Origin of the sequence: Halorussus aquaticus (genome assembly GCF_024218795.1) — an archaeon.
GTDB classification, from domain to species: domain Archaea; phylum Halobacteriota; class Halobacteria; order Halobacteriales; family Haladaptataceae; genus Halorussus; species Halorussus aquaticus.
In genome coordinates this window covers 1,721,065-1,744,528 of sequence record NZ_CP100400.1, presented here as the reverse complement: position 1 = coordinate 1,744,528, position 23,464 = coordinate 1,721,065, and the positions used below count along the sequence as shown (strand labels likewise).

Annotated in this window: 24 protein-coding genes; 17 read left to right on the top strand and 7 right to left on the bottom strand. The window is 65.4% G+C overall.

Features of this window, described 5'->3' with window-relative positions; translation table 11 throughout:
• Positions 1–24 precede the first annotated feature (24 nt).
• Positions 25–888: a coiled-coil protein gene (locus NGM06_RS08945; RefSeq protein WP_254269937.1), complete on the top strand. Its 864-nt coding sequence runs from the start codon at positions 25–27 to the stop codon at positions 886–888.
• A gap of 854 nt (positions 889–1,742) precedes the next feature.
• Positions 1,743–3,869: a methionine--tRNA ligase gene (metG, locus tag NGM06_RS08940; protein ID WP_254269936.1), complete on the top strand. Its 2,127-nt coding sequence runs from the start codon at positions 1,743–1,745 to the stop codon at positions 3,867–3,869.
• Positions 3,870–3,916: 47 nt separating this feature from the next.
• Here the strand turns inward: metG and NGM06_RS08935 are convergent, their stop codons facing one another.
• Positions 3,917–4,072: a GYD domain-containing protein gene (locus tag NGM06_RS08935; RefSeq protein ID WP_254270011.1), complete on the bottom strand. Its 156-nt coding sequence runs from the start codon at positions 4,070–4,072 to the stop codon at positions 3,917–3,919.
• Between the two features lie 249 nt (positions 4,073–4,321).
• Here NGM06_RS08935 and pyk point away from each other — a divergent pair, with 249 nt between their 5' ends.
• The 8 genes from pyk to NGM06_RS08895 all read left to right on the top strand — a co-directional run bounded on the left by pyk (position 4,322) and on the right by NGM06_RS08895 (position 10,517).
• Positions 4,322–6,070, top strand: a complete 1,749-nt coding sequence (pyk, locus tag NGM06_RS08930) for a pyruvate kinase (protein ID WP_254269935.1) — start codon at positions 4,322–4,324, stop codon at positions 6,068–6,070.
• A 136-nt stretch (positions 6,071–6,206) separates the two neighbouring features.
• Complete coding sequence (locus NGM06_RS08925) at positions 6,207–6,389, top strand: DUF7312 domain-containing protein (RefSeq protein WP_254269934.1); 183 nt, start codon at positions 6,207–6,209, stop codon at positions 6,387–6,389.
• Between the two features lie 88 nt (positions 6,390–6,477).
• Complete coding sequence (locus NGM06_RS08920) at positions 6,478–7,035, top strand: NfeD family protein (RefSeq protein ID WP_254269933.1); 558 nt, start codon at positions 6,478–6,480, stop codon at positions 7,033–7,035.
• Between the two features lie 71 nt (positions 7,036–7,106).
• The gene (locus NGM06_RS08915) at positions 7,107–8,264 is read left to right on the top strand and encodes an SPFH domain-containing protein (RefSeq protein ID WP_163522320.1); all 1,158 of its coding nucleotides are present in this window, start codon (positions 7,107–7,109) and stop codon (positions 8,262–8,264) included.
• A gap of 149 nt (positions 8,265–8,413) precedes the next feature.
• Positions 8,414–8,662 carry a hypothetical protein gene (locus tag NGM06_RS08910; protein WP_254269932.1) on the top strand — a complete coding sequence of 83 codons (249 nt, stop codon included), beginning with the start codon at positions 8,414–8,416 and terminating at the stop codon, positions 8,660–8,662.
• Positions 8,663–8,845, top strand: coding sequence for a hypothetical protein (locus tag NGM06_RS08905; protein WP_254269931.1), 183 nt, complete (start codon positions 8,663–8,665; stop codon positions 8,843–8,845).
• Between the two features lie 104 nt (positions 8,846–8,949).
• A complete protein-coding gene (locus NGM06_RS08900; protein ID WP_254269930.1) occupies positions 8,950–9,564 on the top strand; it encodes a winged helix-turn-helix transcriptional regulator in 615 nt (204 codons plus the stop codon).
• A gap of 80 nt (positions 9,565–9,644) precedes the next feature.
• Positions 9,645–10,517: an NAD-dependent epimerase/dehydratase family protein gene (locus NGM06_RS08895; protein ID WP_254269929.1), complete on the top strand. Its 873-nt coding sequence runs from the start codon at positions 9,645–9,647 to the stop codon at positions 10,515–10,517.
• 173 nt (positions 10,518–10,690) lie between these two features.
• On the opposite strand, the gene NGM06_RS08890 is transcribed toward NGM06_RS08895, so the two are convergent.
• Positions 10,691–10,933, bottom strand: coding sequence for a DUF7123 family protein (locus tag NGM06_RS08890; RefSeq protein ID WP_163522325.1), 243 nt, complete (start codon positions 10,931–10,933; stop codon positions 10,691–10,693).
• A 378-nt stretch (positions 10,934–11,311) separates the two neighbouring features.
• Here NGM06_RS08890 and NGM06_RS08885 point away from each other — a divergent pair, with 378 nt between their 5' ends.
• On the top strand, positions 11,312–13,171 hold the full coding sequence (locus NGM06_RS08885) for a flippase-like domain-containing protein (RefSeq protein WP_254269928.1): 1,860 nt from the start codon (positions 11,312–11,314) through the stop codon (positions 13,169–13,171).
• Positions 13,172–13,181: 10 nt separating this feature from the next.
• Here NGM06_RS08885 and NGM06_RS08880 read toward each other — a convergent pair whose 3' ends face one another.
• From NGM06_RS08880 to NGM06_RS08870, 3 genes are all read right to left on the bottom strand, one after another.
• On the bottom strand, positions 13,182–13,376 hold the full coding sequence (locus tag NGM06_RS08880) for a hypothetical protein (protein ID WP_254269927.1): 195 nt from the start codon (positions 13,374–13,376) through the stop codon (positions 13,182–13,184).
• Positions 13,373–13,891, bottom strand: coding sequence for an inosine/xanthosine triphosphatase (gene yjjX, locus NGM06_RS08875; RefSeq protein ID WP_368410476.1), 519 nt, complete (start codon positions 13,889–13,891; stop codon positions 13,373–13,375). Before yjjX ends, NGM06_RS08880 begins: the two co-directional genes overlap by 4 nt.
• A 150-nt stretch (positions 13,892–14,041) precedes the next feature.
• A complete protein-coding gene (locus NGM06_RS08870; RefSeq protein ID WP_254269925.1) occupies positions 14,042–14,800 on the bottom strand; it encodes a cobalamin-binding protein in 759 nt (252 codons plus the stop codon).
• A gap of 261 nt (positions 14,801–15,061) precedes the next feature.
• On the opposite strand from NGM06_RS08870, the gene NGM06_RS08865 reads away from it, so the two are divergent.
• From NGM06_RS08865 to NGM06_RS08840, 6 genes are all read left to right on the top strand, one after another.
• Positions 15,062–16,033: a transcription initiation factor IIB gene (locus NGM06_RS08865; protein WP_254269924.1), complete on the top strand. Its 972-nt coding sequence runs from the start codon at positions 15,062–15,064 to the stop codon at positions 16,031–16,033.
• A 137-nt stretch (positions 16,034–16,170) separates the two neighbouring features.
• Positions 16,171–17,199, top strand: coding sequence for a DNA-methyltransferase (locus tag NGM06_RS08860; protein ID WP_254269923.1), 1,029 nt, complete (start codon positions 16,171–16,173; stop codon positions 17,197–17,199).
• Between the two features lie 92 nt (positions 17,200–17,291).
• Positions 17,292–18,038 carry an ATP-binding cassette domain-containing protein gene (locus NGM06_RS08855; RefSeq protein WP_254269922.1) on the top strand — a complete coding sequence of 249 codons (747 nt, stop codon included), beginning with the start codon at positions 17,292–17,294 and terminating at the stop codon, positions 18,036–18,038.
• A 31-nt stretch (positions 18,039–18,069) separates the two neighbouring features.
• Positions 18,070–19,554 carry a pentapeptide repeat-containing protein gene (locus NGM06_RS08850; protein WP_254269921.1) on the top strand — a complete coding sequence of 495 codons (1,485 nt, stop codon included), beginning with the start codon at positions 18,070–18,072 and terminating at the stop codon, positions 19,552–19,554.
• A gap of 43 nt (positions 19,555–19,597) precedes the next feature.
• Positions 19,598–20,269, top strand: a complete 672-nt coding sequence (locus NGM06_RS08845; protein WP_254269920.1) for a type I 3-dehydroquinate dehydratase — start codon at positions 19,598–19,600, stop codon at positions 20,267–20,269.
• Positions 20,270–20,518: 249 nt separating this feature from the next.
• Complete coding sequence (locus NGM06_RS08840; RefSeq protein WP_254269919.1) at positions 20,519–20,971, top strand: zinc ribbon domain-containing protein; 453 nt, start codon at positions 20,519–20,521, stop codon at positions 20,969–20,971.
• A gap of 47 nt (positions 20,972–21,018) precedes the next feature.
• Here the strand turns inward: NGM06_RS08840 and NGM06_RS08835 are convergent, their stop codons facing one another.
• Together NGM06_RS08835 and NGM06_RS08830 are read right to left on the bottom strand one after the other, a co-directional pair.
• Complete coding sequence (locus tag NGM06_RS08835) at positions 21,019–22,185, bottom strand: 3-dehydroquinate synthase II (RefSeq protein WP_254269918.1); 1,167 nt, start codon at positions 22,183–22,185, stop codon at positions 21,019–21,021.
• Positions 22,186–22,263: 78 nt separating this feature from the next.
• Complete coding sequence (locus NGM06_RS08830) at positions 22,264–23,253, bottom strand: hypothetical protein (protein ID WP_254269917.1); 990 nt, start codon at positions 23,251–23,253, stop codon at positions 22,264–22,266.
• Between the last annotated feature and the right edge of the window lie 211 nt (positions 23,254–23,464).

The window sequence follows — 23,464 nt, the reverse complement described above, 5'->3', positions numbered from 1 at the left end:
GCATGGAATCGAGGTTAAATTAGCATGGTAAGTGTAACAGAAGAGGAACTTCAGAACAAGTCGAAAGGCGAACTAATCAAACTTGCAGGCCAGCTCCGAGACCGACGAAACGAGCTGAATCAGAAGGCCAGCAAACGCGCCTCCAAGCGCGACGACCTGAACGCCAAGACGCGCGAGAAGGTCGACGAGGCTCAGGAACACCGCGAGAAGCGCGACGAACTGAACGAGCAGGTTCAGGAGCACAAGGAGAAGCGCAACGAACTCAACGCGAAGGCCAACGAACTGTTCGACGAAGTCGAGCAGAAGAAGTCCGACCTCGAACTCAACGAGGGAAAGGACATCGAGGAACTCGAATCCGAAATCGAGGACCTCGAATTTAAGCAGCAGACCGAGGTTCTCTCGACCGAGGAGGAGCGCGAACTCATCGAGAAGATCGAGGCCAAGCGCGAGAAGCTTCAGGACCGAAAGGAGAAGCTCAACGACAGCGAGGACCTCGAAGGACTCGTCGAGGAAGCCGAAGAGGTTCGCGCCGAAGCCAGCCGTCACCACGAGAAGGTGACCGAACTCGCGGACAAGGCCCAAGAGCATCACAACCAGATGATCGAGGCCTACCGCGAAGCCGACGAGATCCGCGACGACGCCGACGAGATGCACGAGAGCTTCGTGGAGGCCCAGGAGGCCGCCGACCAGCACCACGAGGACTTCGTGCGCGTCCAGAAGCGCCTGCGCGAACTCGACAAGCAGGAGGAAGAGGAGCGCAAGACCGAGAAGGAGAAGGAGCGCGAAGAGGCCAAGGAAGAGGCCGAGGAGATCTACCAGCAGTTCAAGGACGGCGAGACCCTCGACACCGAGGACCTCATGAAGCTCCAGAAGACGGGTCTGCTGTAAACTCCGTAGTTCTGCGGCATTAGTTTCTCAGTTCTTCAGTTTCGGGTAGTAGTTACTTCATCGGTTGGTGGTCGGTGGGGGGACGGAATTTGCTACTTCGCTACTTTCGAAGCCCGCGACCGCACGTCACAGCACTACGGGTTTGGTAGTCTCGTCTGTGTGGGAGCCTCGTCTGTGTGGGAGCCTCGTCTGTGTGGGAGCCTCGTCTGTGTGGGAGCCTCGTCCGGGCTAGCTTCTGCCGGTACCAAGGAGTCAGCGCAACCGTACCGCACCGCGATAGCCTCACACCTCCCCACCCTCGTCGGCCGCCCGAACGCGGCCGACTCCACCGGCGGACAGACCGCGTCCGCCGAGCAGTCGTTCGCTACGCTCACGACGACCTCGCGCAGTGGGCGCGACACGGGGTCGCGCCCGTACGCGCCGACCGCAGTCGGTGGACGAATCGTCGGAATTTCGAAAAGGGGAGGGGACATCTCTCAGGCGGTCGTCTCACTCCCCGTTCTCAGAGTCGGACGTTCGGACCGGCGACAATGGCCTGCGGTACCTCGTGGCAGAGCTGACCAACGTTTAAATATCAAATAGGCCAACAGGAAACCGTGTCGTTCACGGTCCGAGATTCCTGCCTCACGGAATCCCAGACACTCGCCCGCGCGATGCGTATGCGCACGCCGAGCAACGCGTAACGTCGGGGGGACCCGCCCGGGCCGTGGCACGCGGACGGTCTTTCGCGGTGGCGAAACCCGACCGAGCGGTCGTATCGCCACCGAACGTCTACCAGCGAATCTCACCGACGAGCGTCATGCCCGAACACGAAAATCGGCGGGTTTTACACCCGCCACGAAGGATTGGATAGTATGAGCCACGACGACTTCCCCACGGAGAAGCCAGCGGTGGTGACCTGTGGACTGCCGTACGCCAACGGCGACCTCCACATCGGCCACCTCCGGACGTACATCAGCGGCGACGCCTACGCCCGTTCGCTAGAGAAGTTAGGGCAGGAGACCGCCTTCGTCTCCGGGTCCGACATGCACGGGACCCCGGTCGCGGTCAACGCCGAGAAGGAGGGCGTCTCCCCCGAGGAGTTCGCGCTGGAACACCACGAGAAGTACGCCGAGACGTTCCCCCGATTCGGCGTCGAGTTCGACAACTACGGCCACACCCACGACGAGACCAACACCGAACTCACGCAGGAGTTCGTCCGGTCGTGGATAGACGAGGGCCACGTCTTCGAGAAGGAGATTCAGGTCGCGTGGGACCCCGAGGCCGACACGCCCCTGCCCGACCGCTTCGTCGAGGGGACCTGCCCGTACTGCGGCGCGAAGGCCCGGGGCGACGAGTGTGACGAGGGGTGTCAGCGCCACCTCGAACCCGGCGAAATCGAGGACCCCGTGAGTACCATCACCGGCAACCCCGCCGAGTACCGCACTCGCGAACACGAGTTCCTGCGCCTCTCGGACTTCCAAGAGTACCTCGAAGGGTTCATCGACCGACTCGAAGGCACCAGCAACGCGCAAAACCAGCCCAGAGAGTGGATAGAGGGCGAACTGCAGGACCTCTGTATCACGCGCGACATGGATTGGGGCATCGACTACCCCGGAGAGGGGAAAGAAGACCTCGTCCTCTACGTCTGGGTAGACGCGCCCATCGAATACGTCGCCTCGACCAAGCAGTACACCGAGCGCGTCGGCGAAGACGTGTTCGACTGGGAGGCAGTCTGGAAGGACGGCGCTCCGGAAGCGGGTGCCGAGGGCGAGACCGACGACGCGACGTGGGCCGAGGCCGACACGGGCGAAATCGTCCACGTCATCGGCCGCGACATCATCCAGCACCACACCGTCTTCTGGCCGTCGATGCTCCGAGGCGCGGGCTACAACGAACCGCGCGCGGTGATGGCCAGCGGGTTCGTCAACCTCGACGGCGACGCGTTCTCGACGAGTCGCAACCGCGCGGTCTGGGCCGACGACTACCTCGACGAGGGGTTCCACCCCGACCTCGTGCGGTACTACCTGACCACGACCGGCGGGTTCCAGCAGGACGTGGACTTCTCGTGGGAGAAGTTCCAAGAGCGCGTGAACGGCGAACTGGTGGGCACGCTCGGCAACTTCGCCTACCGGAGTCTGCTGTTCGCGGCCCGCAACTACGGCGGCGCGCCAGACGCCGACACCTCCGCGGAGGTCGCCGAGCGCATCGAGGAGGCGGTCTCGGAGTTCGAGGCCGCGGTGAACGACTACTCGCTCAAGAACGCGGGCGACGCCGCCGTCGCGCTGGCTGGTTTCGGCAACGAGTACATCCAGCGCAACGAACCGTGGAACCTCACCGACGACGACCCCGAGCGGGCCGAGCAGGTCATCTACGACTGCGTCCAGATAGCCAAGGCCGTCGCGGTCCTCTCGGCACCCATCCTCCCCGACAAGGCCCAGCGCCTCTGGGAGCAGTTGGGCGAGGAGGAGTCGGTCCACGACGCCGACCTCGACGCCTGCCTCGAATCGCCGCCGGGCGACTTCGGCGAACCCGACGAACTGTTCGAGCAGATAGAGGACGAACGCGTCGAGGAACTGAACGAGAAGTTGCAGGAACGAGTCGAAGCAGCTACGGAAGCGGCGGACGAAGACGACGACAGCGAGGAGACTGACACCGTGAGCGACATCGAACCCGTCAGCGACGACCGCATCAGCTTCGAAGAGTTCCAAGACCTCGACGTCCGGGTCGGCGAAATCGAGGTCGCCGAACCCATCGAGGGCGCGGACGACCTCGCGCGCCTCGAAGTGGACATCGGCGTCGAGACCCGCCAGATAGTCGCGGGCATCAAGCAACTCCACGACCTCGACGAACTGCCGGGCACGAAGGTCGTCGTCGTGGCGAACCTCGAACAGGCGGAACTGTTCGGCGTCGAGAGCAACGGGATGGTGCTCGCGGCGGGCGAGGACGCCGACCTGTTGACAACTCACGGCGACAGCGTCCCGGGCACGAAGGTCAAGTGAGGGGAGTCCGGTAAGGGCAGTACGAGTTCCGCGGGGCAGAGCAGCGTTCAGAGGTCGTCCACGACCTCCGCCAACTCTTCGGTCGGGATTATCTCCATCGTCTGGGCGTCGAGACCGTGGCGCTCCAGCGCGACCCCGGCCTGATACGCCGCGGTACGGTCCGGGGCCTCCATGACCACGAGAAAGTCGTACTCGCCGAGGATGGCGTAGGTGTGTTTCAGGTCGGCGTGCTGGTCTTCCGAGGTCCGAACGGATGTCGCCCCACACCGACGTGAGTTCCTGCGCGTTCTGGAAGTCAGTCCGAACGTCCACGAGGGAGGCGTATTGTGGCATCTCTATTCCATTCGGAAGCAATGCAATAATGGGTCGTGGCTACCGGAACAACTCGATGGCGAGTAAACTCCGAGGCCAATCACCGGGGGTTTTTGGCCCGGACGGGCGTACGCCGACCTATGAGAAACGCCAAAATCGTCTGTACGCTGGGACCGGCCTCCGACTCCCGGCGTACTATCCGGGAACTGGCAGAGGCCGGGATGACGCTCGCCCGACTCAACGCCAGTCACGGCACGCGAGAGGACCGCGCAGAACTCATCGACCACGTCCGGACCGTGGACGAGACGACTACAAATCCGCTCGCGGTGATGGTGGACCTCCAGGGTCCCGAGATTCGGACCGCGGAGGTCGAGGAACCGATTCACCTCGAGACCGGGTCCACCGTCCGGTTCGTGGCGGGCGACACCGCCACGCCCGAGGAGGTCGGCCTGAGTTACTCCATCACCAACGTCGAACCCGGCGACAAGGTACTGTTGGACGACGGCCGCATCGAGACGACCGTCGAGGAGACCGACGGGGAGACCGTCCTCGCGCACGTCGAGAGCGGCGGCGAGTTGAGCAGTCGGAAGGGCGTCAACGTCCCCGGCGTCGACCTCGACCTCGACGTCGTGACCGGGAAGGACCGGCGCGACCTCGAACTCGCGGCCGAGAAGGGCGCGGACTTCGTCGCCGCGAGTTTCGTCCGAAGCGCCGAGGACGTCCTCGAAGTGAGCGAGGTACTGGAGGAACTGGGCGCAGACATCCCCATCATCGCCAAAATCGAGCGTCGGGGCGCGGTCGAGAACCTCGACGAGATAATCGGGGCGGCCTACGGCGTGATGGTCGCCCGCGGGGACCTCGGCGTCGAGTGTCCGCTCGAAGACGTGCCGATGATTCAGAAGCGCATCATCCGGAAGTGCCAGCAAGCCGGAGTGCCGGTCATCACGGCGACCGAGATGCTCGATTCGATGGTCCACGCCCGCAGGCCCACCCGCGCGGAGGCCTCCGACGTGGCGAACGCCGTGTTGGACGGCACCGACGCGGTGATGCTGTCGGGCGAGACCGCCATCGGCGACAATCCGGTCCGGGTCGTGGAGACGATGGACCGAATCGTCAGGGAGGTCGAGGAGAGCGGCGAGTACGACGAAATCCGCGAGCAGCGCGTCCCCTCGGCCGAGGACGCCCGGACCGACGCGCTCGCCCGGTCGGCGCGCTACCTCGCCCGCGACATCGGCGCGTCGGCCATCGTCGCGGCCAGCGAATCCGGGTATACCGCTCTCAAGATATCGAAGTTCCGGCCCCAAGTCCCCGTGGTGGCGACCACGCCCAACGACGACGTGCGCCGCCAACTCGCGCTCGCGTGGGGCGTCAACGCCCAGTACACGCCCGTCGCCGAGGGCGTCGATACCATCATCGAGGACGCCGTGCAGGCCGCGCTCGACGCGGGCGTGGCCGACAGCGGCGACACCGTCGTCGTCGTCTCGGGCATGATGTCGGAACTGGAGGACACCAGCACGACCAACATGCTCAAGGTCCACGTCGCGGCCGAGACCATCGCGACCGGACGGAGCGTGGTCCGGGGTCGAATCGCCGGACCGGTCGCGCGGACCGAGAACGGCGACCTCTCGGAGGTGGCCGAGGGGTCGATTCTGGCCCTCGACCCCGAGTTCGACGGCGAGTTCACGGGCGACCCCTCGAAACTCCTCGGCATCGTGGACGCCCGGCCCGGCATGACGGGCTATCCCGCGATGATCGCCCGCGAACTCGACATCCCGATGATGAGCGGTGCGCCCCTCGACCCCACCATCCGGAACGGCGACGTGGTGACCCTCGACGCCGAGCGCGGCGTCGTCTACGACGGCGACGTGACCCACGCCGAGCGACCGTAGCCGCCGCGGAGACTGCAGTCCGCGTCGAGCGACCGGAGGCCGCGACGAGTCTCCGCAGTCGGAAACCGACCGCGGTCCCCCGAAACGCGCCGCGGTGGGAGCCAACCTTTTAGCGGTGGGACGCCTACGCGGGACTATGTCGGATTGGAAGTACGAGACCGACGAGGTCGGCGAGGACGGGTACGAACCCGAAGCGGCGGACGAGTCGCTCGAACCGCTCGAACCGGGGTCCCCGACCGTCGAGAACGCCTTCTTCGTCGCACTCGGCGTCGGGACGATGCTATTCGTCTTCGCTCGCATCGTCCTGCTCGCCGGATGAGGTCGTTGGTGGCACGCTCGGGCGGTCGTCGGTACTACCGTCGGCGACACTGCAAAACGTTAACCCGTCCGAATTCCAAGACGATGGTATGGCACCGCTGTTGGACTCGCTCCCGCTGTTGCTCCTCGTCGCCGGTATCGGTCTCGCTATCGCCGAGGCGCTGATTCCGGGCGCACACTTCGTCGTCCTCGGCGTCGCACTCGTTCTCGCGGGACTGGTCGGACTACTTCTCGGTCCGGCCGCCTCGCCGCTCCTCTTGGCCGCGCTGGTGTTGGGTTTCGGGGCGGCCTCGCTGTACGCCTACCGCGAACTCGACCTCTACGGGGGCAAGGGAGTCGCGCGAACCCGGGACTCCGACTCGCTCAAGGGCCAGACCGGTCGCGTCACCGAACGGGTCACGACGCAGGACGGACAGATAAAACTCCACGAAGGCGGCTTCAACCCGTACTACGCCGCGCGGAGTATCCACGGCGAGATTCCGGAAGGGACGGAGGTGATGGTCGTGGACCCCGGCGGCGGCAACGTCGTCAAGGTGGAGGCCCTAGAGGCCATCGAGGACCCCATCGACCGGGAGTTGCGCGAGGACCGACAGAACGTGGAGACCGACGCCGAACCCGAACGCGAGACCGACACCGAGGGGGCCTGACGAAAATTCCGTCGGCCGAACGGCGGTCGTGAGGGGAACGCTTAACATTCATTCTTGCTAACAGACCAAGTATGTTCGTTCCACTACAGGCCGCCGCGGTCGGTGGCTTCACGATAGTCGCCCTGCTGGTACTCGCACTGGCAGTAATTACCATCTGGCAGTCGGTCGAAATCGTCGACGCCACCGAGAAGCGCGCACTGACGGTGTTCGGCGAGTACCGGAAACTCCTCGAACCCGGTATCAACTTCGTGCCGCCGTTCGTGAGCGCGACCCACCGGTTCGACATGCGAACCCAGACACTTGACGTGCCCCGACAGGAGGCCATCACCCGCGACAACTCGCCGGTGACCGCCGACGCCGTGGTCTACATCAAGGTCATGGACGCCAAGAAGGCGTTCCTCGAAGTCGAAGACTACAAGCGCGCCGTCTCGAACCTCGCCCAGACCACCCTTCGCGCCGTGCTGGGCGACATGGAACTCGACGACACGCTCAACAAGCGACAGGAGATAAACGCCAAAATCCGCCGCGAACTCGACGAACCCACCGACGAATGGGGTATCCGCGTCGAGAGCGTCGAAGTCCGAGAAGTCAACCCGAGCAAGGACGTCCAGCAGGCGATGGAGCAGCAGACCTCCGCCGAACGGAAGCGCCGCGCCATGATTCTCGAGGCGCAGGGTGAGCGACGGAGCGCCATCGAGACCGCCGAAGGTGACAAGCAGTCGAACATCATCCGCGCACAGGGTGAGAAGCAGAGCCAGATTCTCGAAGCGCAGGGTGACGCGGTCTCGACCGTCCTCCGCGCGAAGTCCGCCGAGTCGATGGGCGAGCGAGCGGTCATCGACAAAGGCATGGAGACGCTCGAATCCATCGGTCAGGGCGAGTCCACCACCTTCGTCCTCCCGCAGGAACTCTCGTCGCTGGTCGGTCGGTACGGCAAGCACCTGACCGGGAGCGACGTGGAGACCGACGGCGAGAAACTCGACAGCCTCGACTTCGACGCCGAGACCCGCGAACTCATCGGTCTCGACAACATCGAGGAGATTCTGGGTCAGATAGACGAGGAGGCCGAGATGGACGTCGAAGCGATGGAGAAGGAGGCCCAAGCCATCAAGGAGGGCGAGGACCCCGCCAACATCAAGAGCGCCGACGAGGTCATCGAGGAGATGGACGAGGAGGACCCCGACCTCGAAGACGTGCAGGCCGAGATGGACGCGGAGCTAGAGAAGTAGCCCCCACGACATTTCGTTTTCCGAAACGTGCGTAGCCTCCGACGAACCTATCCGTAATTTTTAGGAAAATTATTACTCGTCCTCCGGAGTGGTGACGAGTAGCGCGGCGAACCGACTTCACCGTCGGGTCTGCGCCGCTCTGTCGTACCATGGCACGCGAGAACGTAATCGAAGAGCCGACCCCGACGAGTAGTAGCGACACGGAATCGAACGTCGCCGACCTGACCTGTCCGGAGTGCGGGTCGGAATTAGAGCGCATCGACCGCTCCAATCCGGCCTGTACCGACTGTCAAACGGTGTTCTCGGTGAGCGTCCACGACGAGTTCGCGCTGGTCGAACGCGCCGGGTGGGCCGTGGCGTTGTCGCTCGGCGGTCCCGAGACGGACAGAGGACCGTGAATGAGTGACTTCCGGAGCGCAGTCGAGGACGCGCTCGACGGTCCCGACGTCGAGAGCGTTTACGAGTGCGCTCACTGCGGCGCGGGTCACGACGACTGGCGCGACGACTGTCGGCGTTGCGGCGGCGTCCCGATGCGAATCGTGACCGACGCCCGAAACGACGACACACCGACTTCCCCCTGACCGGCGAGGTGGCCTCTCTCCGGCCCGTCCCCGATACCTCACCCGTGCGACCGTCTCGCAAGCCGAAGGTGTTTTAATCTTCGACCACGACCATTTTCTTGTAGATGGTTGAGCGCTCCGAAGTGGATGAAAATAAGCGGGCAACCCTTCGCCGGTTCGCGGTCCTCGGGGCCGCGACGCCGCTGACCAAGTTCGGCGGCGACGACGAAACCGGCGGCGAGAGCGAAGCCCGCGACGCCATCGCGGGCTACGTCGCCACCACGCCGGGCGCGCACTTCTCGAAGATTCGTGACGACCTCAAACTGGGGACCGGGGAAGCCCAGCACCACCTCCGACAGTTACTCGAATCGAAGGTGGTCGAGAGTCGCCGCGACGGCGACTACCGGCGGTTCTACCCGGCCGAGCAGTTCGCCTCGTTCGAGCAAGTCGCGTTGGGCTATCTCCGCAGGGACACGCCCCGCGGGATGCTCATCGAGTTACTGCGCGACCCTGACGCGACGGGAAGCGACCTCGCGGAGGCGTTGGACGTGTCGAGACCGACCGTGAGCAAGTACGCCGCCGACCTCGAAGAAGCGGGCCTGTTGGACCGCGAGGACGGCTACGCGGTCCGGAACCCCGAGACGGTCATCACCCTGCTCGTCAGGTACGCCGACTCGTTCGGCGAGGACGCCGCGACGTTCGCCACGCAGGCCGACGGCTTCATCTCGTTCGACCCGTGAGGTCCGCTCGGTCCCGAAGCACGAGGGTGTAGCCCCGCAGATTCCGTACCTTTTCGGACGTTCGTACTCGTTCTCTCTCTATGGACACCGTCGCAGTCACCGGCGGGAACGGCGAATTAGGCTCCGCCTTGCTCGCGGAACTCGCCGAGCGCGGACACCACACGGTCAATCTGAGTCGGGGCGAGCGCCGCGAGTCGGTCGCCGACGAGTACCTCCGGACCGACCTCCTCGACCCCGGCGAGGTGTACGGGTCGCTCGCTCGGGCGGACCCCGACGCCGTGGCTCACTTCGGGACGATTCCGCGACCCGACGAAACCCCCGATCACGTCACCTTCCGGAGCAACGCCCAGACCCCGTATCACGTGCTGGACGCCGCCGAGGCGCTCGGCGTCGAGACGGTGGTACTCGCGTCTAGCCTCTCGGCGATGGGCGCTGGCTTCGAGGACGAGGTGGACGTGCGCTTCCTCCCGGTGGACGAGACCCACCCGCTGACGCCGTCGAACCCGTACGGTCTCGGCAAGCAAGTCGCCGAAGCGGTCGCCGACGGGTTCGGGCGACGCGAACGAGCGCCGAGGACCGTCGCGTCGCTCCGGTTTCCGCTCGTGACCGGCGAGGCGCAACTCCGGACCGTCTTCGCGGAGGCCGACCGCTCGCCGGAGGCGGTTCGAGACGCCGGGTTCTTCCGGAAGGCGCGCAAGACCCTGTTCGCCTACCTCCACGTCGAGGACGCGGTGGCCCTCGCAGTTCGGGCGCTGGAAGCCGACTTCACGGGCCACGAGGTGTTCTTCGGGGCCGCCCGCGACACGACCGTGGCCGCGCCGAGTTCCGAGTTAGCGGACCGCTACGACGCCGAGGTTCGGGAGTCGTTCGAGGGGTACGAGAGCCTCATCGACACGAGGAAGGCCGAAGAGTGGTTGGGATGGTCGGCCGACCGGTCGTGGCGCGACTTGTGAGCGGGTACGTACCGAATAAGAAGCGAGACGGGTCAGGGACGGACGATAGCATCGAGAGACCGGAAACCGCACTCCCCCGAGCGCGTGCCAGCAGCGTCTCCGTCTGGTCGAGTCTCCGGACCGGGCCGAACGCGTGGACCGGGCCGAAAACCGGTTCGAGTCGAACCTCGCCGTCAGGTCGTGACCTTCCACGTCGTGGAGGAGGAGTAGCCCCACTTCTCGACGTCCACGTCGAACTCGCCGTCGGCGATGGCGGTCATGTTCGCGCCGACTTCCTTGGCGGTCATGCCCAGTTCCTCGCCGATGAGTCGGGACTTGAAGTACGTCTTCATCTGGCCCTTCTCCCGGAGGAACTGGAGGATGCGCTGTTGTTTGTCGGTCAGGGCGGTCGTGCCAGCAGTTGCGGTCGTGCTCATGACTATTTCTCCATTGGTCGGAAACCGCCTTAGTGGATTTGGTACGTGGAGTTAACACGCAGCCCTCTTGCGATTTCTATCCATATATAGTTGAAATAAACCACCCCCGAGGGGCCTGTTGGTACAGCTGGTTAATCGGGGGTTTCGGCGACCGGTTCGACCCGAGGTCGGGGGCCTCGGTGACGCGTCGATCGCCGCTCTCGTCCGAGCAGTTCGGAATAATCCGGGATTACCGAGCGTAACGTCGTCGCAACTCCACTCCACGGACCGTTTCCGCGTGAATACGCGTGAACGACGCCGCAAGGACCGGCCTAGAGGCGTGAAGCGTCTGGAACGGAGCAGAAGGTACTTAGGCGGTGGGACTGTCTCAATTCGATAATGAGCGGTCGTGCAGTCGAGGTGAGCGTCGTCCTTCCGGCCTACAACGAGGAGGCCACTATCGAGAACACGGTCGAGACGACACTCGCCACGCTAGGCGAATTCCTCCCCACGGGGACGTTCGAAGTCATCGTCGCCGAGGACGGGTGCGACGACCGCACCCCGGAGATAGCCGACCGGATGGCCGCGGACGACCCGCGGGTCCGGCACTATCACAGCGACGAGCGACTGGGTCGGGGGGGCGCACTGAATCGCGCGTTCGAGGCCGCCGACGGAGACACGCTGGTGTACTTCGACACGGACCTCGCAACCGACATGAAGCACCTCGAAGAGTTGGTCGAGAGCGTCCGGTCGGGCGAGTACGACTTCGCCACCGGGTCGCGCTGGATGCCCGGCGAGCAGGCCGACCGGCCCGCCAAGCGCGACGTGGCGAGTCGCGGGTTCAACGGCCTGACGCGGACGTTCCTCGGGTCGGAGATGCGCGACCACCAGTGCGGGTTCAAGGCGTTCGACCGAACCGCGCTGTTCGACGTGCTGAACGAGGTGGAAGACGAACACTGGTTCTGGGACACCGAAGTCCTCGTGCGCGCCCAGCGCCGGGGCTACGACGTCAAGGAGTTCGCGGTCGATTGGACGCCGAAGGGCGACTCGAAGGTCGACATCGTCCGGGACGTGTTCGGGATGGGGAGCCAGATTATGCGGTGCTGGTGGGAGTTCTCGGTCCAACCCCGCATCACCAAGCGCGTCTCCATCGCGGCGGGCATCTTCCTGACCGTTATCGCGGTCATCCTGATGGGACAGTACCTCCCGCTCGGAGAGGTACTGACCCGGATGAGTCAGGCCGACCCCGTGCTGGTCGGTCTCGCCGCGCTCGTCTACGCGATTTCGTGGCCCCTGCGCGGGACGCGCTACCGCGACATCCTCGAAGAACTGGGCTACACCGAGGACGCCAACTTCCTGACGGGAGCCATCTTCGTCAGTCAGACCGGCAACCTCGTGTTCCCCGCGCGGGCAGGCGACGCGGTCCGCGCGTACGTCGTGAAGGCACGGCGCTCGATTCCCTACCCCACGGGGTTCGCCTCGCTGGCGGTCGAGCGCGTCTTCGACCTGCTGACCATCACGATGCTGGCGGGCGTCGTCCTCATCGGCCTCGCGCTGACGGGCGCGACCGCCGGACTCGAATCGACCCTGTTCGGGTCGCCGCCCGCCGGGGGCGCGTCTGCCTCGGGCGGCGAGTACGGCGCGGCCGGACAGACCGCCCTCTACGTCGCGGGCGGCGTCGGACTCGCGGCCATCCTCGCAGTGGTGGCCATCGTGGCGAGCGCTCGGTCGGACCGCAACCTCGTCCGCGAGGTCGTCTCCCGACTCAGTAGCGACTCGTACGCCGACTACGTCGCGGGCGTCGTCGAGCGGTTCACCGGCGACGTCCAGACCGTCGCGGGCAATCGGAGCGCCTTCCTCACGGTGGGGGCGAGCAGTCTGGCTATCTGGACCCTCGACGTGGTGACGGCGCTGCTCGTGCTGAGCGCGTTCCCGGGCGTCACGCTCCCGATTCCCATGCTCGCGGCGGTGTGTTTCTTCGCGGTCAGCGTGGGCAACCTCGCCAAGGTCCTGCCGCTGTCGCCGGGCGGCGTCGGTCTCTACGAGGGCGCGTTCACCCTGCTCGTGGTCGCGCTGACGCCGCTCGGGTGGAGCGTCGCGCTGGGCGCGGCCATCCTCGACCACGCGGTGAAGAACGTCGTGACGCTGGTCGGCGGCGTGGCCTCGATGCTCTGGCTGAACGTCTCGCTGACCACGGCGGTCGAGGAGAGCAAGGAGGCGCGGGCCGCGGCCGACCCGGCGGAACCGACCGACGACTGAGCGGTCTCTTCTAGTCGAGCAGCAGTTTCGCCCAGTCGGCCGCCTTCCCCGAGAGGTGCGGTCGAAGCGCGAACGCGACGCCGAACAGGAACAGCGGGACTCCCGCCTCGGGAGAACTCGCGGCGACGAACGCGCCGACCACCGCGACTGCCGCGCCGAACAGACGGACGAACACGCCGAGCGCGCGGTGTAGAAAGCCGGTCACTCGTACAGGTCCGTCACGAAGGGGCCGAGCGCACCAGCGACCGCCTGCCGGAGCGCGCTCTCGCGGTCGATGACGTGGCCGGTCAGCGCGCCCGCCGCGCCCTCCTTCTCGGCGACGTTCTCCATGTCCAGCACGTCGTCCATCACGGGGCCTAACTCCTCGCCGTCCCGGACCCTGCTGGCGATGGACGCTGGCAGACGGAGGCGCGGTCCCGCGCCGCGGCCGACGCGTTCCCCGTCGGTGGCGGCCGCCCACATTATCAGGAAGAGACCGTCCGTGCCCTCGACTTCCGCGACGCCGCCCTCCAGTCCGACGCCGAGGTCGTAGTCGCCCGCCGCGAGAACGTTCCGAGCGCGGTTCGCCGCGCCTTCGACGGTCTCGCGCTCGCCGACGGGTTGTTCGCTCACGTCCGACTCGACAGCGACCGATTCGACCACCGTGTCGGGGAACTCCGTCAGGGCGGATTCTGTCGCGTCACGCTTCACCGGGTTGGTGCTACCGACGCCGACTCGCATGGGCGTGGAGAGACGCCCGGCCGACTTGGGGATTGCGCTCCGGACGGGGACGACTCGCTCGCGGGGCCAGACTGTCGCCGGGAAGCGAACCATCGTGCAGGAGTCGGGCGTCACTCGGGAGTCGAGCGCCACTCCGGAATACAGCATCGCTCAGGCGTCGAGCGCGTCGGGGTGGAGCAGGGCCGCGAGCGTCTCGATTCCCTCCACGAGTTTCGGACTCGGCTGATTCAACAGCGAGTCGTCCACGACGGCGACGTTTCCGCGCTCGATGGCCGGGAGCGCCCAGTCGCGCTGGCGAACCGCCTCCGGGTCGGCGCACTCGCCGTGCCCGCAGACGTGGAGGACGACGTGTTCCGGTCGAGCAGCCTCGACCTCGGTGGCCGAAACCTCCCGCGAGCGCTCGCCCGCGTCCACGAAGGGGTACCGTCCGCCAGCGGCCTCGACCGCGTCGGGCACCCAGTTGCCCGCGGCCATCGGCGGGTCGGACCACTCCTCGCAGTAGACCACGGGGCGGTCGGCGTCGGGAGTGAGACGTCGGACGCGGTCGAGGCGGCTCCGGGCGCGCCGGGCGAGCGCCGCCCCTTCGTCGGCGAGTCCGACCGCCGCCCCGAGGTCGGTGAACGACTCGACCACCTCGTCGAGGGTGGCGGGCGCGGCGTGGAACACCTCGTGACCGCGCTCGCGGAGGTCGGCCGCGACGTCGGCCTGCAAGTCGTCGGCGGTCAGAACGAGGTCCGGGGTCCGGTCGGCGACGGCCTCGTAGTCGGGGTTGAGCCACCCGCCGACCGCGGGCGCGTCGGCGTCGCAGTGGTGAGTCACGCCGACGAGACGGTCGGTCGCGTCGAGTGCCTGCAGAGTTTCGGTCGCGCTCGGGGCCAACGAGACGACTCGCTCCGTCTGAGCTACCATCGACCGGGAGTTCGGACCCCCCGCGGTTAAATCGACCGACCGACTCGCTCGGCCCAACGGAGGGGTGTTTAAAATTTTCCACCGGAAGACCGAGACCGGCGTTTCGAGGGTGTATGTGACCTGTTCACGAGACTCTGGAAAGTAAATTCCGAAAATACTAAATAGCTTTCGGAACAACACAAGGTCAAGGAACCGAGTCCGGGGTTTTCCAGGTTTTCCCTGCCCGGTAGCCCGCGCCATCTCCGGCAACGAGGAATCAACATGTCAGACGTAAGCACGAGAGTCAAGCGAACCGAAGAGGAAGAGGAACGAACCGAACAAGAGTCCGAGGAGTCCACCGCCTGCCCCGAGTGCGGCGGTAACCTCATCTCCGACACCGAACACGGCGAGACGGTCTGCGAGGAGTGCGGACTCGTCGTGGACGAGGACCAAGTGGACCGCGGGCCGGAGTGGCGCGCGTTCGACTCGAAGGAGAAGAACGAGAAGTCCCGCGTCGGCGCGCCGACGACGAACACGATGCACGACAAGGGTCTCTCGACCAACATCGACTGGCGGAACAAGGACGCCTACGGTAACTCGCTGGGGTCGCGCCAGCGAGAGAAGATGCAGCGTCTCCGCAAGTGGAACGAGCGCTTCCGCACCCGCGACTCCAAGGAGCGCAACCTCAAGCAGGCGCTCGGCGAAATCGACCGCATGGCCTCCGCGCTCGGCCTGCCGAACAACGTCCGAGAGACCGCGTCGGTCATCTACCGCCGCGCGCTCGACGAGGACCTCCTCCCCGGCCGCTCCATCGAGGGCGTCTCGACGGCCTGCGTCTACGCCGCCGCGCGACAGGCGGGCGTCCCCCGCAGTCTGGACGAAATCGCCGACGTGAGCCGAGTCGAGAAGAGCGAGGTCGCACGGACGTACCGCTACGTCGTCCGCGAACTCAACCTCGAAGTCAAGCCCGCCGACCCCGAGAGCTACGTCCCGCGGTTCGCGTCGGGACTCGAACTCTCGGACGAGGCCGAACACCGCGCCCGCGAACTGCTCCAGACCGCCAAGGAGAAGGGCGTCCACAGCGGTAAGTCGCCGGTCGGTCTCGCCGCCGCGGCCGTCTACGCCGCCGCGCTCCTGACCAACGAGAAGACCACGCAGGCCGAGGTCAGCGAAGTCGCCGACATCAGCGAGGTCACCATCCGCAACCGCTACCACGAACTGCTGGAGGCCGAAGAGGCCCCCGCGATGGCCTGATACCGTCGGCCGGTCCGTACCCGTCACGACGCCGCGGCCGACGAACGAGTCGCACACGACCGTCGGAGTTTTCTAGTTACACATAATTCGAAACCGAAAGAGAAATCTGTCGTCCCGGCGACTGCGCTACAGAGCGGATGGAGACCGAACACCGGATTCACGTCGGCGACGCCCGCGAGATGGCCGCGCTCGGTGACGACGCCGTCGAACTCGTCGTGACCTCGCCGCCGTACCCCATGATAGAGATGTGGGACGACCTGTTCGCCGAGTTGGACCCCGAAATCGAGGACCTGCTCGCCGCGGGCGACGGCGAGGCCGCGTTCGAGGCGATGCACGCCGCGCTCGACCCGGTGTGGGACGAACTCGCCCGGGTCCTCGTGGACGGCGGCGTCGCCGCGATTAACGTCGGCGACGCGACCCGGAGCGGCGGCGACGGCTTCCAACTCTACCCGAACCACGCGGAACTCATCACCCGGTTCCGGGAGCGAGGGTTCGACCTCTTGCCGGACGTCCTCTGGCGCAAACCGGCCAACGGTCTCACCAAGTTCATGGGGTCGGGGATGGTCCCCCCGAACGCCTACGCCACGCTCGAACACGAGTACGTCCTGTTGTTCCGAAACGGCGACTCACGGTCGTTCGAGACCGGGGCGGACCGGCGCTACGAGGCGGCCTACTTCTGGGAGGAGCGCAACGACTGGTTCTCGGACCTCTGGACGGACGTGCAGGGCGAGGGCCAGCGACTCGACCACGACGACCTCCGGGCGCGCTCGGCCGCGTTCCCCTTCGAGGTCCCCTACCGCCTCGTGAACATGTACTCGGTGTACGGCGACACCGTGCTGGACCCCTTCTGGGGCACCGGCACGACGACGCTGGCGGCGATGGTCGCGGGACGCAACTCGGCGGGGTACGAACTCAGTCGGGAGTTCCGCGAGGTGTTCGACGACCGCCTCGCGGACGTGAAAGGGTTCGCGGCCGAGAAGAACCGCGGGCGACTCGACGCCCACCGCGAGTTCGCGGCGGGGCGGGACCTCGCGTACGACGCCGAGAACTACGACTTCCGGGTCAAGACCAAGCAGGAGCGCCAGTTGCAGTTGTACGCGGTCGAGGGCTACGAGCGCGAGGGCGACCGCTACGTAGTCGAACACCGGCCGTTCGGCGGCGATTGAAGGCGATCTTGACTATGTGAGATGCTACGTCTTATTCTCCCTAAATTTAAATTAGGAATAATTATATAAGTTTAGAATACGAACGGTTTTCGATGGCCGAAGCCACGCTCCTCGAGGTACGTAGTCTCGATGCAGTTGCAGACTGGTTTCGAGTGACGTACGACGTGAACCTAACCGTCACAGAGGGTGAAGTCGTAGGTATACTCGGCCCCGATGGCGCCGGAAAGACGACGGTCACCAAAGGAATTCTGGGATACCGCAAACCGCGGTCGGGGTCCGTTCGACTTCGCGGCGTGGAGTTGACCGAACAGTCCCCGGAGGTCAGACAGGGAAACGGAATCGGATATCAATCCGACTCGGAACAGTTGTTCGACGACCTCACCGTGGACGAAAACTTACGGGTACCGATATGGAAACGCGGAGATATCTGTGGCGTCACCGATGGGCCGGACGCCGTCGACCATGTCTACGAGCGTTTCGAGAGCCTATCTACTTGCAAACACAAGAGAATCGAAACGTTCGATGATGGTGATAAAACACGCAAGGCCGCTATCGGACAGTCACTCGTGTTACAACCTGATCTGTTGGTCCTTGACGAACCTCTCCGAGGCGTTTCGCCCGACGCAGCGGATGACATCTGTGAGACTCTCCGGGAATTAAAAACCGAGGGTCTCGGAATACTGCTGACCGACTCGGGCATTGACGATCCGCCGGACATTCTCGACCGAGCGATAGTCATGGAGCGAGGCGAAATCATCGACGAGGGAGGCCCCGATCGAGTCTCTTCTCGCGTCGACGAAGCAGACCTTGACCGAGGATGGGCCGAAATGAACGCATGACTCACGGCCACCAGACAGTATTTGCTCGATAATGTCTGATACCGAGTACTGCCGTTACGAAATCGACGAATCGCTACCGGGTGAACTTGAAGGACGACCTTGCAATCGAACGGTCTGGGAAGACGCGTCGAATGGCTACTGCATATGGCACACTGATCAGAAGGACAAACCGGCGAAGGAACTACTCACGGCACGTGTCGACGACCAGGAGCGACTTGACAGAGCAAAGCTCCGGGCGACCGACCTGACCGACGTACCGTTGAAATCCGCTGGGCTGGTGAAGGCAAACCTCAGGTACACAAACCTCGAAGAGAAGGACCTCCGAGAGGCGGACCTTCGGAAGGCCGATCTCCTTGGTGCGAACCTCGCAGGAGCGGACTTTCGCGCCGCCGAGATGTGGCAAGTCGATTTCCGTGAAGCGGACGTATCGAACGCGAACTTCCGATGCGCCGACTGCACCGGTTCGATTCTCCGTGGTGTCGACCTCAGTGGAGAAAATTGTCATCGGGTAGACCTCTCGGAGGCCGATTTGCAGAACGTGTCCGCAGAACGCGCGGGACTGTTCGAGGCCGATATTCGAAAAGCCGACTGTCGAGATGCGACGTTGACCGAAGCGAATCTTCGCCACGCCGATTGCTCGGGCGCCGACTTTTCTGATGCGGACTTACGCCACGCGTACCTCACGGGGGCCGACCTCTCGAACGCGTCTCTCCGGGACGCCGACCTCTCGAACGCGACGCTTCGAGACGCCGACTTCTCCGGTGCGGACCTACGAAACGTGGACCTCCGAGATTGCTCGATGGAGCGGGCGACGCTCTCCGGTGCAGATTTACGCGGAGCGGACCTGACGGGTGCCGAAATTCACGACGTCGATTTCAGCGGAGTTGAAGTCGACCGTCGCACCGACTTCGACGTTGCTTCGGTGTACGAACCGCGGGGCGATAGGGCCGCGACCGGCCACGACGGTTCGCTACCCTCGTTCGGAGACGCACCGTTGAAGAGCGCGAGACTCAGGGCGAAGCGATTTCTACATCGCCTCAAAAACGGGGGTGAGGACTTCGCTGGTAACCAAGCGTTGGAAAAATCAGTCGACAGTAATCGGACTATCCAACGACTCCTGCGAAACAACTCAGTGACCGAACAGATACCGGAGTATCACGTACAAGAGAAACAGGCTCAACGAAAACTGCGCCTCAGCGAAGGCCAGCGGCTTCGATGGATGGGATTGGCAGCCCACAGGTGGGTGATGCTATACGGGGAACGACCGTGGCGAGTTGTCGGAACGTCGCTTTTGATCATTATCGGGTCAGCCTACGTGTACACGATAGCCCCCTTCAAACCGAACGGTACCTTCTTAGATAATCTGTATTTCAGCATGATTACGTTCACCACGCTCGGGTACGGTGATTTGACTCCTCAAGGCTGGGGCCGGGCGTTAGCGATGTTCGAATCGTTCATCGGGATGCTATTGGCGTCGTTGCTCCTGTTCGTCCTCACGAGGCGCGCGACGCGGTGAGACAACGAGAACACTTTTCCACGCCCTCGCCACACACTCACGCATGGACTTCGAGGAGTTCGTCCTCACGGCCAGCCTCACGGACCTCGACGCCGAGGCCCGCGCCCGCGACCACGCCGACGCCGTGGAGTTCCGGATGGACCTCGCCGACGACCCGCTCGCGGCGCTCGACGACTACGACGGCGAACTTCCGGTCCTCGCGACCAACCGCGCGTCGTGGGAGGGCGGCGAGGCCGAGGACGACGAGGCGCGACTCGCCGAACTCGCGGAGGCCGCGGAACTCGCTTGCGTCGGCGCGGTGGACGTCGAACTGAAGAGTCTCACCGCGAGCGACGGGGAGCGCGTCGCCGAGCGCGCGCGCCGGACCGGTACGACGGTGGTCGCCTCGGTCCACGACTTCGAGCGCACGCCGCCGAAACAGGACCTGCGGGGTCACCTCGACGCCGCGACCGAACGCGCCGACCTCGGCAAACTCGCGGTCACGGCCGAGAGTCGCGGCGACGTGCTGGACCTGTTGGCTGTCACGCACGAGTACGCCGCCGCGGGCGAGCGCGTGGCGACGATGGCGATGGGCGCGCCGGGTCGCCACTCGCGGGCGGTCGCACCGGTCTACGGGTCGAAAATCGGCTACGCGCCGGTGGACCCCGAAGACGCGACCGCCCCCGGCCAGTACGACCTCGAAACGCTAGCCGGACTCGTCGAGCGACTGTCCTGACGGCCGACGTAATCGCTCGAAGCCGACCTCCTGCCGAGACGGACCTCGCCCATCTACGTCGTGGTAATTGCACTCCGTCGATACTGTCTCCCCGCTCCGACCGCTTCGACAACCGCAGAGCGGAAAATTAGGACGTTCAGACACTCGAGCAGCCGAATACTGACAGGGAAGACACCCCGGCGGAGGTGTGGGCACGCCGAAACGTCGCAGGGACAGCATTTATTAACGTCGGTCGGCTACCCGCCAGTAGTGACCCATACGAGATCCGAAAAGCGTCCGTGGTTGGGCGCGCTGCTGTCGTTCCTTCTCCCCGGACTCGGCCACGTCTACCTCAAGGAGTGGCTCCGTTCGGCCATGTGGTTCGCCTTCATGGTCAGCGCGGTGCTGCTGTTCATTCCGCTCCCCGACGCCGCGACCACCGGCGCGACCAGCATCGGGGCGGCGTTCGACGCGGCGATGAAAGCGACCCAAGACCTTCCGCTGGAGGCGCTGCTTCCGATGTGGGTCGTGCGAACGTTCAGCGCCGTCGACGCGTACTGGCTGGCGCTCCAGACCGGGTCCGACGAGGAACCCGGCGAGCAGTGTCCGTCCTGCGGCAAACCCGTGGACGAGGACCTCGACTTCTGTCAGTGGTGTACGACGCCGCTTCCCGAGCGCGACGGTCCGAACGGTCCGACCGAGAACAACGCGGTCTCTCGCTGAACGCCTCGCGTCTCGACTGAGAAGTTAGTGCCCGCTCGCTACTGTTCTTACTGCTCGATGATGCTCTCCTCGACCGTCTCGCCGAAGTGACGAGCGCCGCCCTCGCGGTAGACCCGGAGTTCGTCGCCGACTTCGAGGTCGGTGACGGCGGTGCGACCCTCGCGGGTGGCGACCTTGATGGTCTCGGCGTTCTGGAGCAGGGTCTCGACTCTGTCCCCGTCCTCGAACTCGGCGACCACTCGGAACATCGGCCGCTTCTCGATTTTGACCCGACCGACCGTCGCCTCGCGGGTGTGGCCCTCGGTGTCCACGACTTGCACGTCGTCGCCCGATTTGAGTTCGGCGAGGTACTTGGTCCCGCCGTCGGGCGTCCGGACGTAGGCGTGGACCGCCCCGGCGTTCACGCGGAACGGTCGGGACGCCACGTAGGGCGACTCGGCGGTCTCGGCGTGGACGAAGAACAGGCCGCGGGACATCGACCCGACGAGCATCCCCTCGTCGTGTTCCATCAGCGTTCCCGTATCGACGCACACTCGGTCGGCGCTCCCGGTGCGCTCGACCGCCGTGACCTCGGCCCAGTCCAAATCGAGCGTCTCGCGCTCGGCCTCGTCGCGCACCTCGACGGTCCTGCGAATCTCGTCGGGGTCGCCGCTGTCGAGCAGGACCGCGTCGCTCCCGATTTCGAGGGTCTCGAACGCGGTCTTGGCCTCCTCGGCGCTCGTGACGCCAGCGACGAGGTCGGTCTCCTCGCCGATGCGCGCGATGAGGTTTTCGAGCGGGATGATGGTCCAGTCCTCGCCGACGACGATGGTGTAGTCGGCCTCTCCGGCGGCCGCCTCGGCGAACGCCTCGTACTCCTCGCTCAGGATGCGGACGTACGCGCCCTCGGTCCGGTCGTCGTCGCGCCGGAGCGTCGAGAGGTCCGCGGACCCCGAGAAGTCCGACGGGAGGTCCACCGTGCCGTCGCCCTCGCCGTCCTTGCCCACGACGAAGACGTCGGGGTCGGCCCGCGTTTCGGCCTCGTCTATCACCTTCGCGTCGCCGTCGGCGAACGCCGCGACGTTCACGTCGCCGAGTTCCCGAACGCGTTCCACGTCGGCGGCGTCTACCAGTACCCAATCGACGCCTGCTTCGAGTCCCGCCGTGATTCGCTTCCGGCGGTCGTCCCAGTCGCCGACATCGTCGTCGGCCTTGAGCCAGACGGAGCGTGTCATACTCCCACGCTTGCAGCGAGTGGGCTTGAACGTGGCGGATGCGACGAATCGTGCGTCGGGCGTCGCCCGCGGCGGCCGTCACTCGGCGCTCGCCGTCGCGTTCCGCTCGGAGACCGTCGTCGCGGTTCCCCCGGTCCGGGTCGGCGGTGTGGCGGCACTGACCCACGTCGGACGCTCCACGGAGACCGACCCGAGGTCGGTCAGTTCGAACTCGTAGTGGATCCGAGTCTCGTCGTCGCCCGCGTAGGCCGCCGTCAGCGAGAGCGAGTGGACCCGGCCCTTCGCGTCCACGACGGCCGTCGCGTCGAAGTCGGTGAAGTTATCGGCCGACACGGCCTCGGTCGCCCGGAGGACCGCCACCTTGCGACCGTCGTGGCGCTCGATTCGGTCGAACTCGAACTCCCCGGCGGTCAGCGCGAGTTCGACCAGCCACGCCTGCGTGACCTGCGAGTCGAGGTCGGCCCGCGGCAGGTGCGCCCACGTCTCGTCGGCGAGATTCCCGCCCGTGCGGTTGTACCGGCGGATTTCGGTCCGGTTCTCTCCGCTGTACCGGACGACGACCGCCGTCTCGTTGGCCCAGAGGTCGGTGGCGACGCGGGTCGTCCCCTCGTCGAACCGACGCACGCTGTCGGAGTGGACCACCAGCGGCGAGAGGCCCGCCTCGACGGTGCCGCGCTGTCGGGTCCACTGGTTGGCGGGACCCACCGAGACGTTCGCGTGGAACCTGAACGCGAAACTGGTGTTGTTCAGCGCGCTCCGGTGGGCCGCCACCAGCGCCGAGGCGTCTTCGACGCCCGACGCGTTCACGCCCGGCGGGAGCGACGCGTTCGGCGGTGGCGACAAGGTTGTGGTCGCGGCGACTCCGGAGGTAGTCGTGGCCGTGGAGGAGGCGTTCGCGACCGTCTCGTTCCGGGCCGCGGCGAGCGTCGCGTTCGCCGCCACGGTCGCCGAGCGGTCTGCAGTCGTGGTACTCTCCGGGGCGGTCGTCGGTGTCGTCTGGTCGGTTCCGGCGCATCCGGCGACGAGGACCAGCGCGACGACGACGAGCGCGGCACGACGGGGAACCATTTCCCCGTACTCCGGCCGCGAAACTCATAAACTGACAGTATCGTGCCGTGTCGTTTTAGCGAGTAGCTGTGATTTATTCGCTCTAAGCAGGGCTTACTCGGGTTAGAATCGAGGGGCTAAGAATCCGAGCGCGGCGAATCGGAGGCGGACGGCGGGAGGAAGCGAGCGAGCGGAAGGATGGAAAGCGAAGGCGGGGACAGGAACGGGCGAA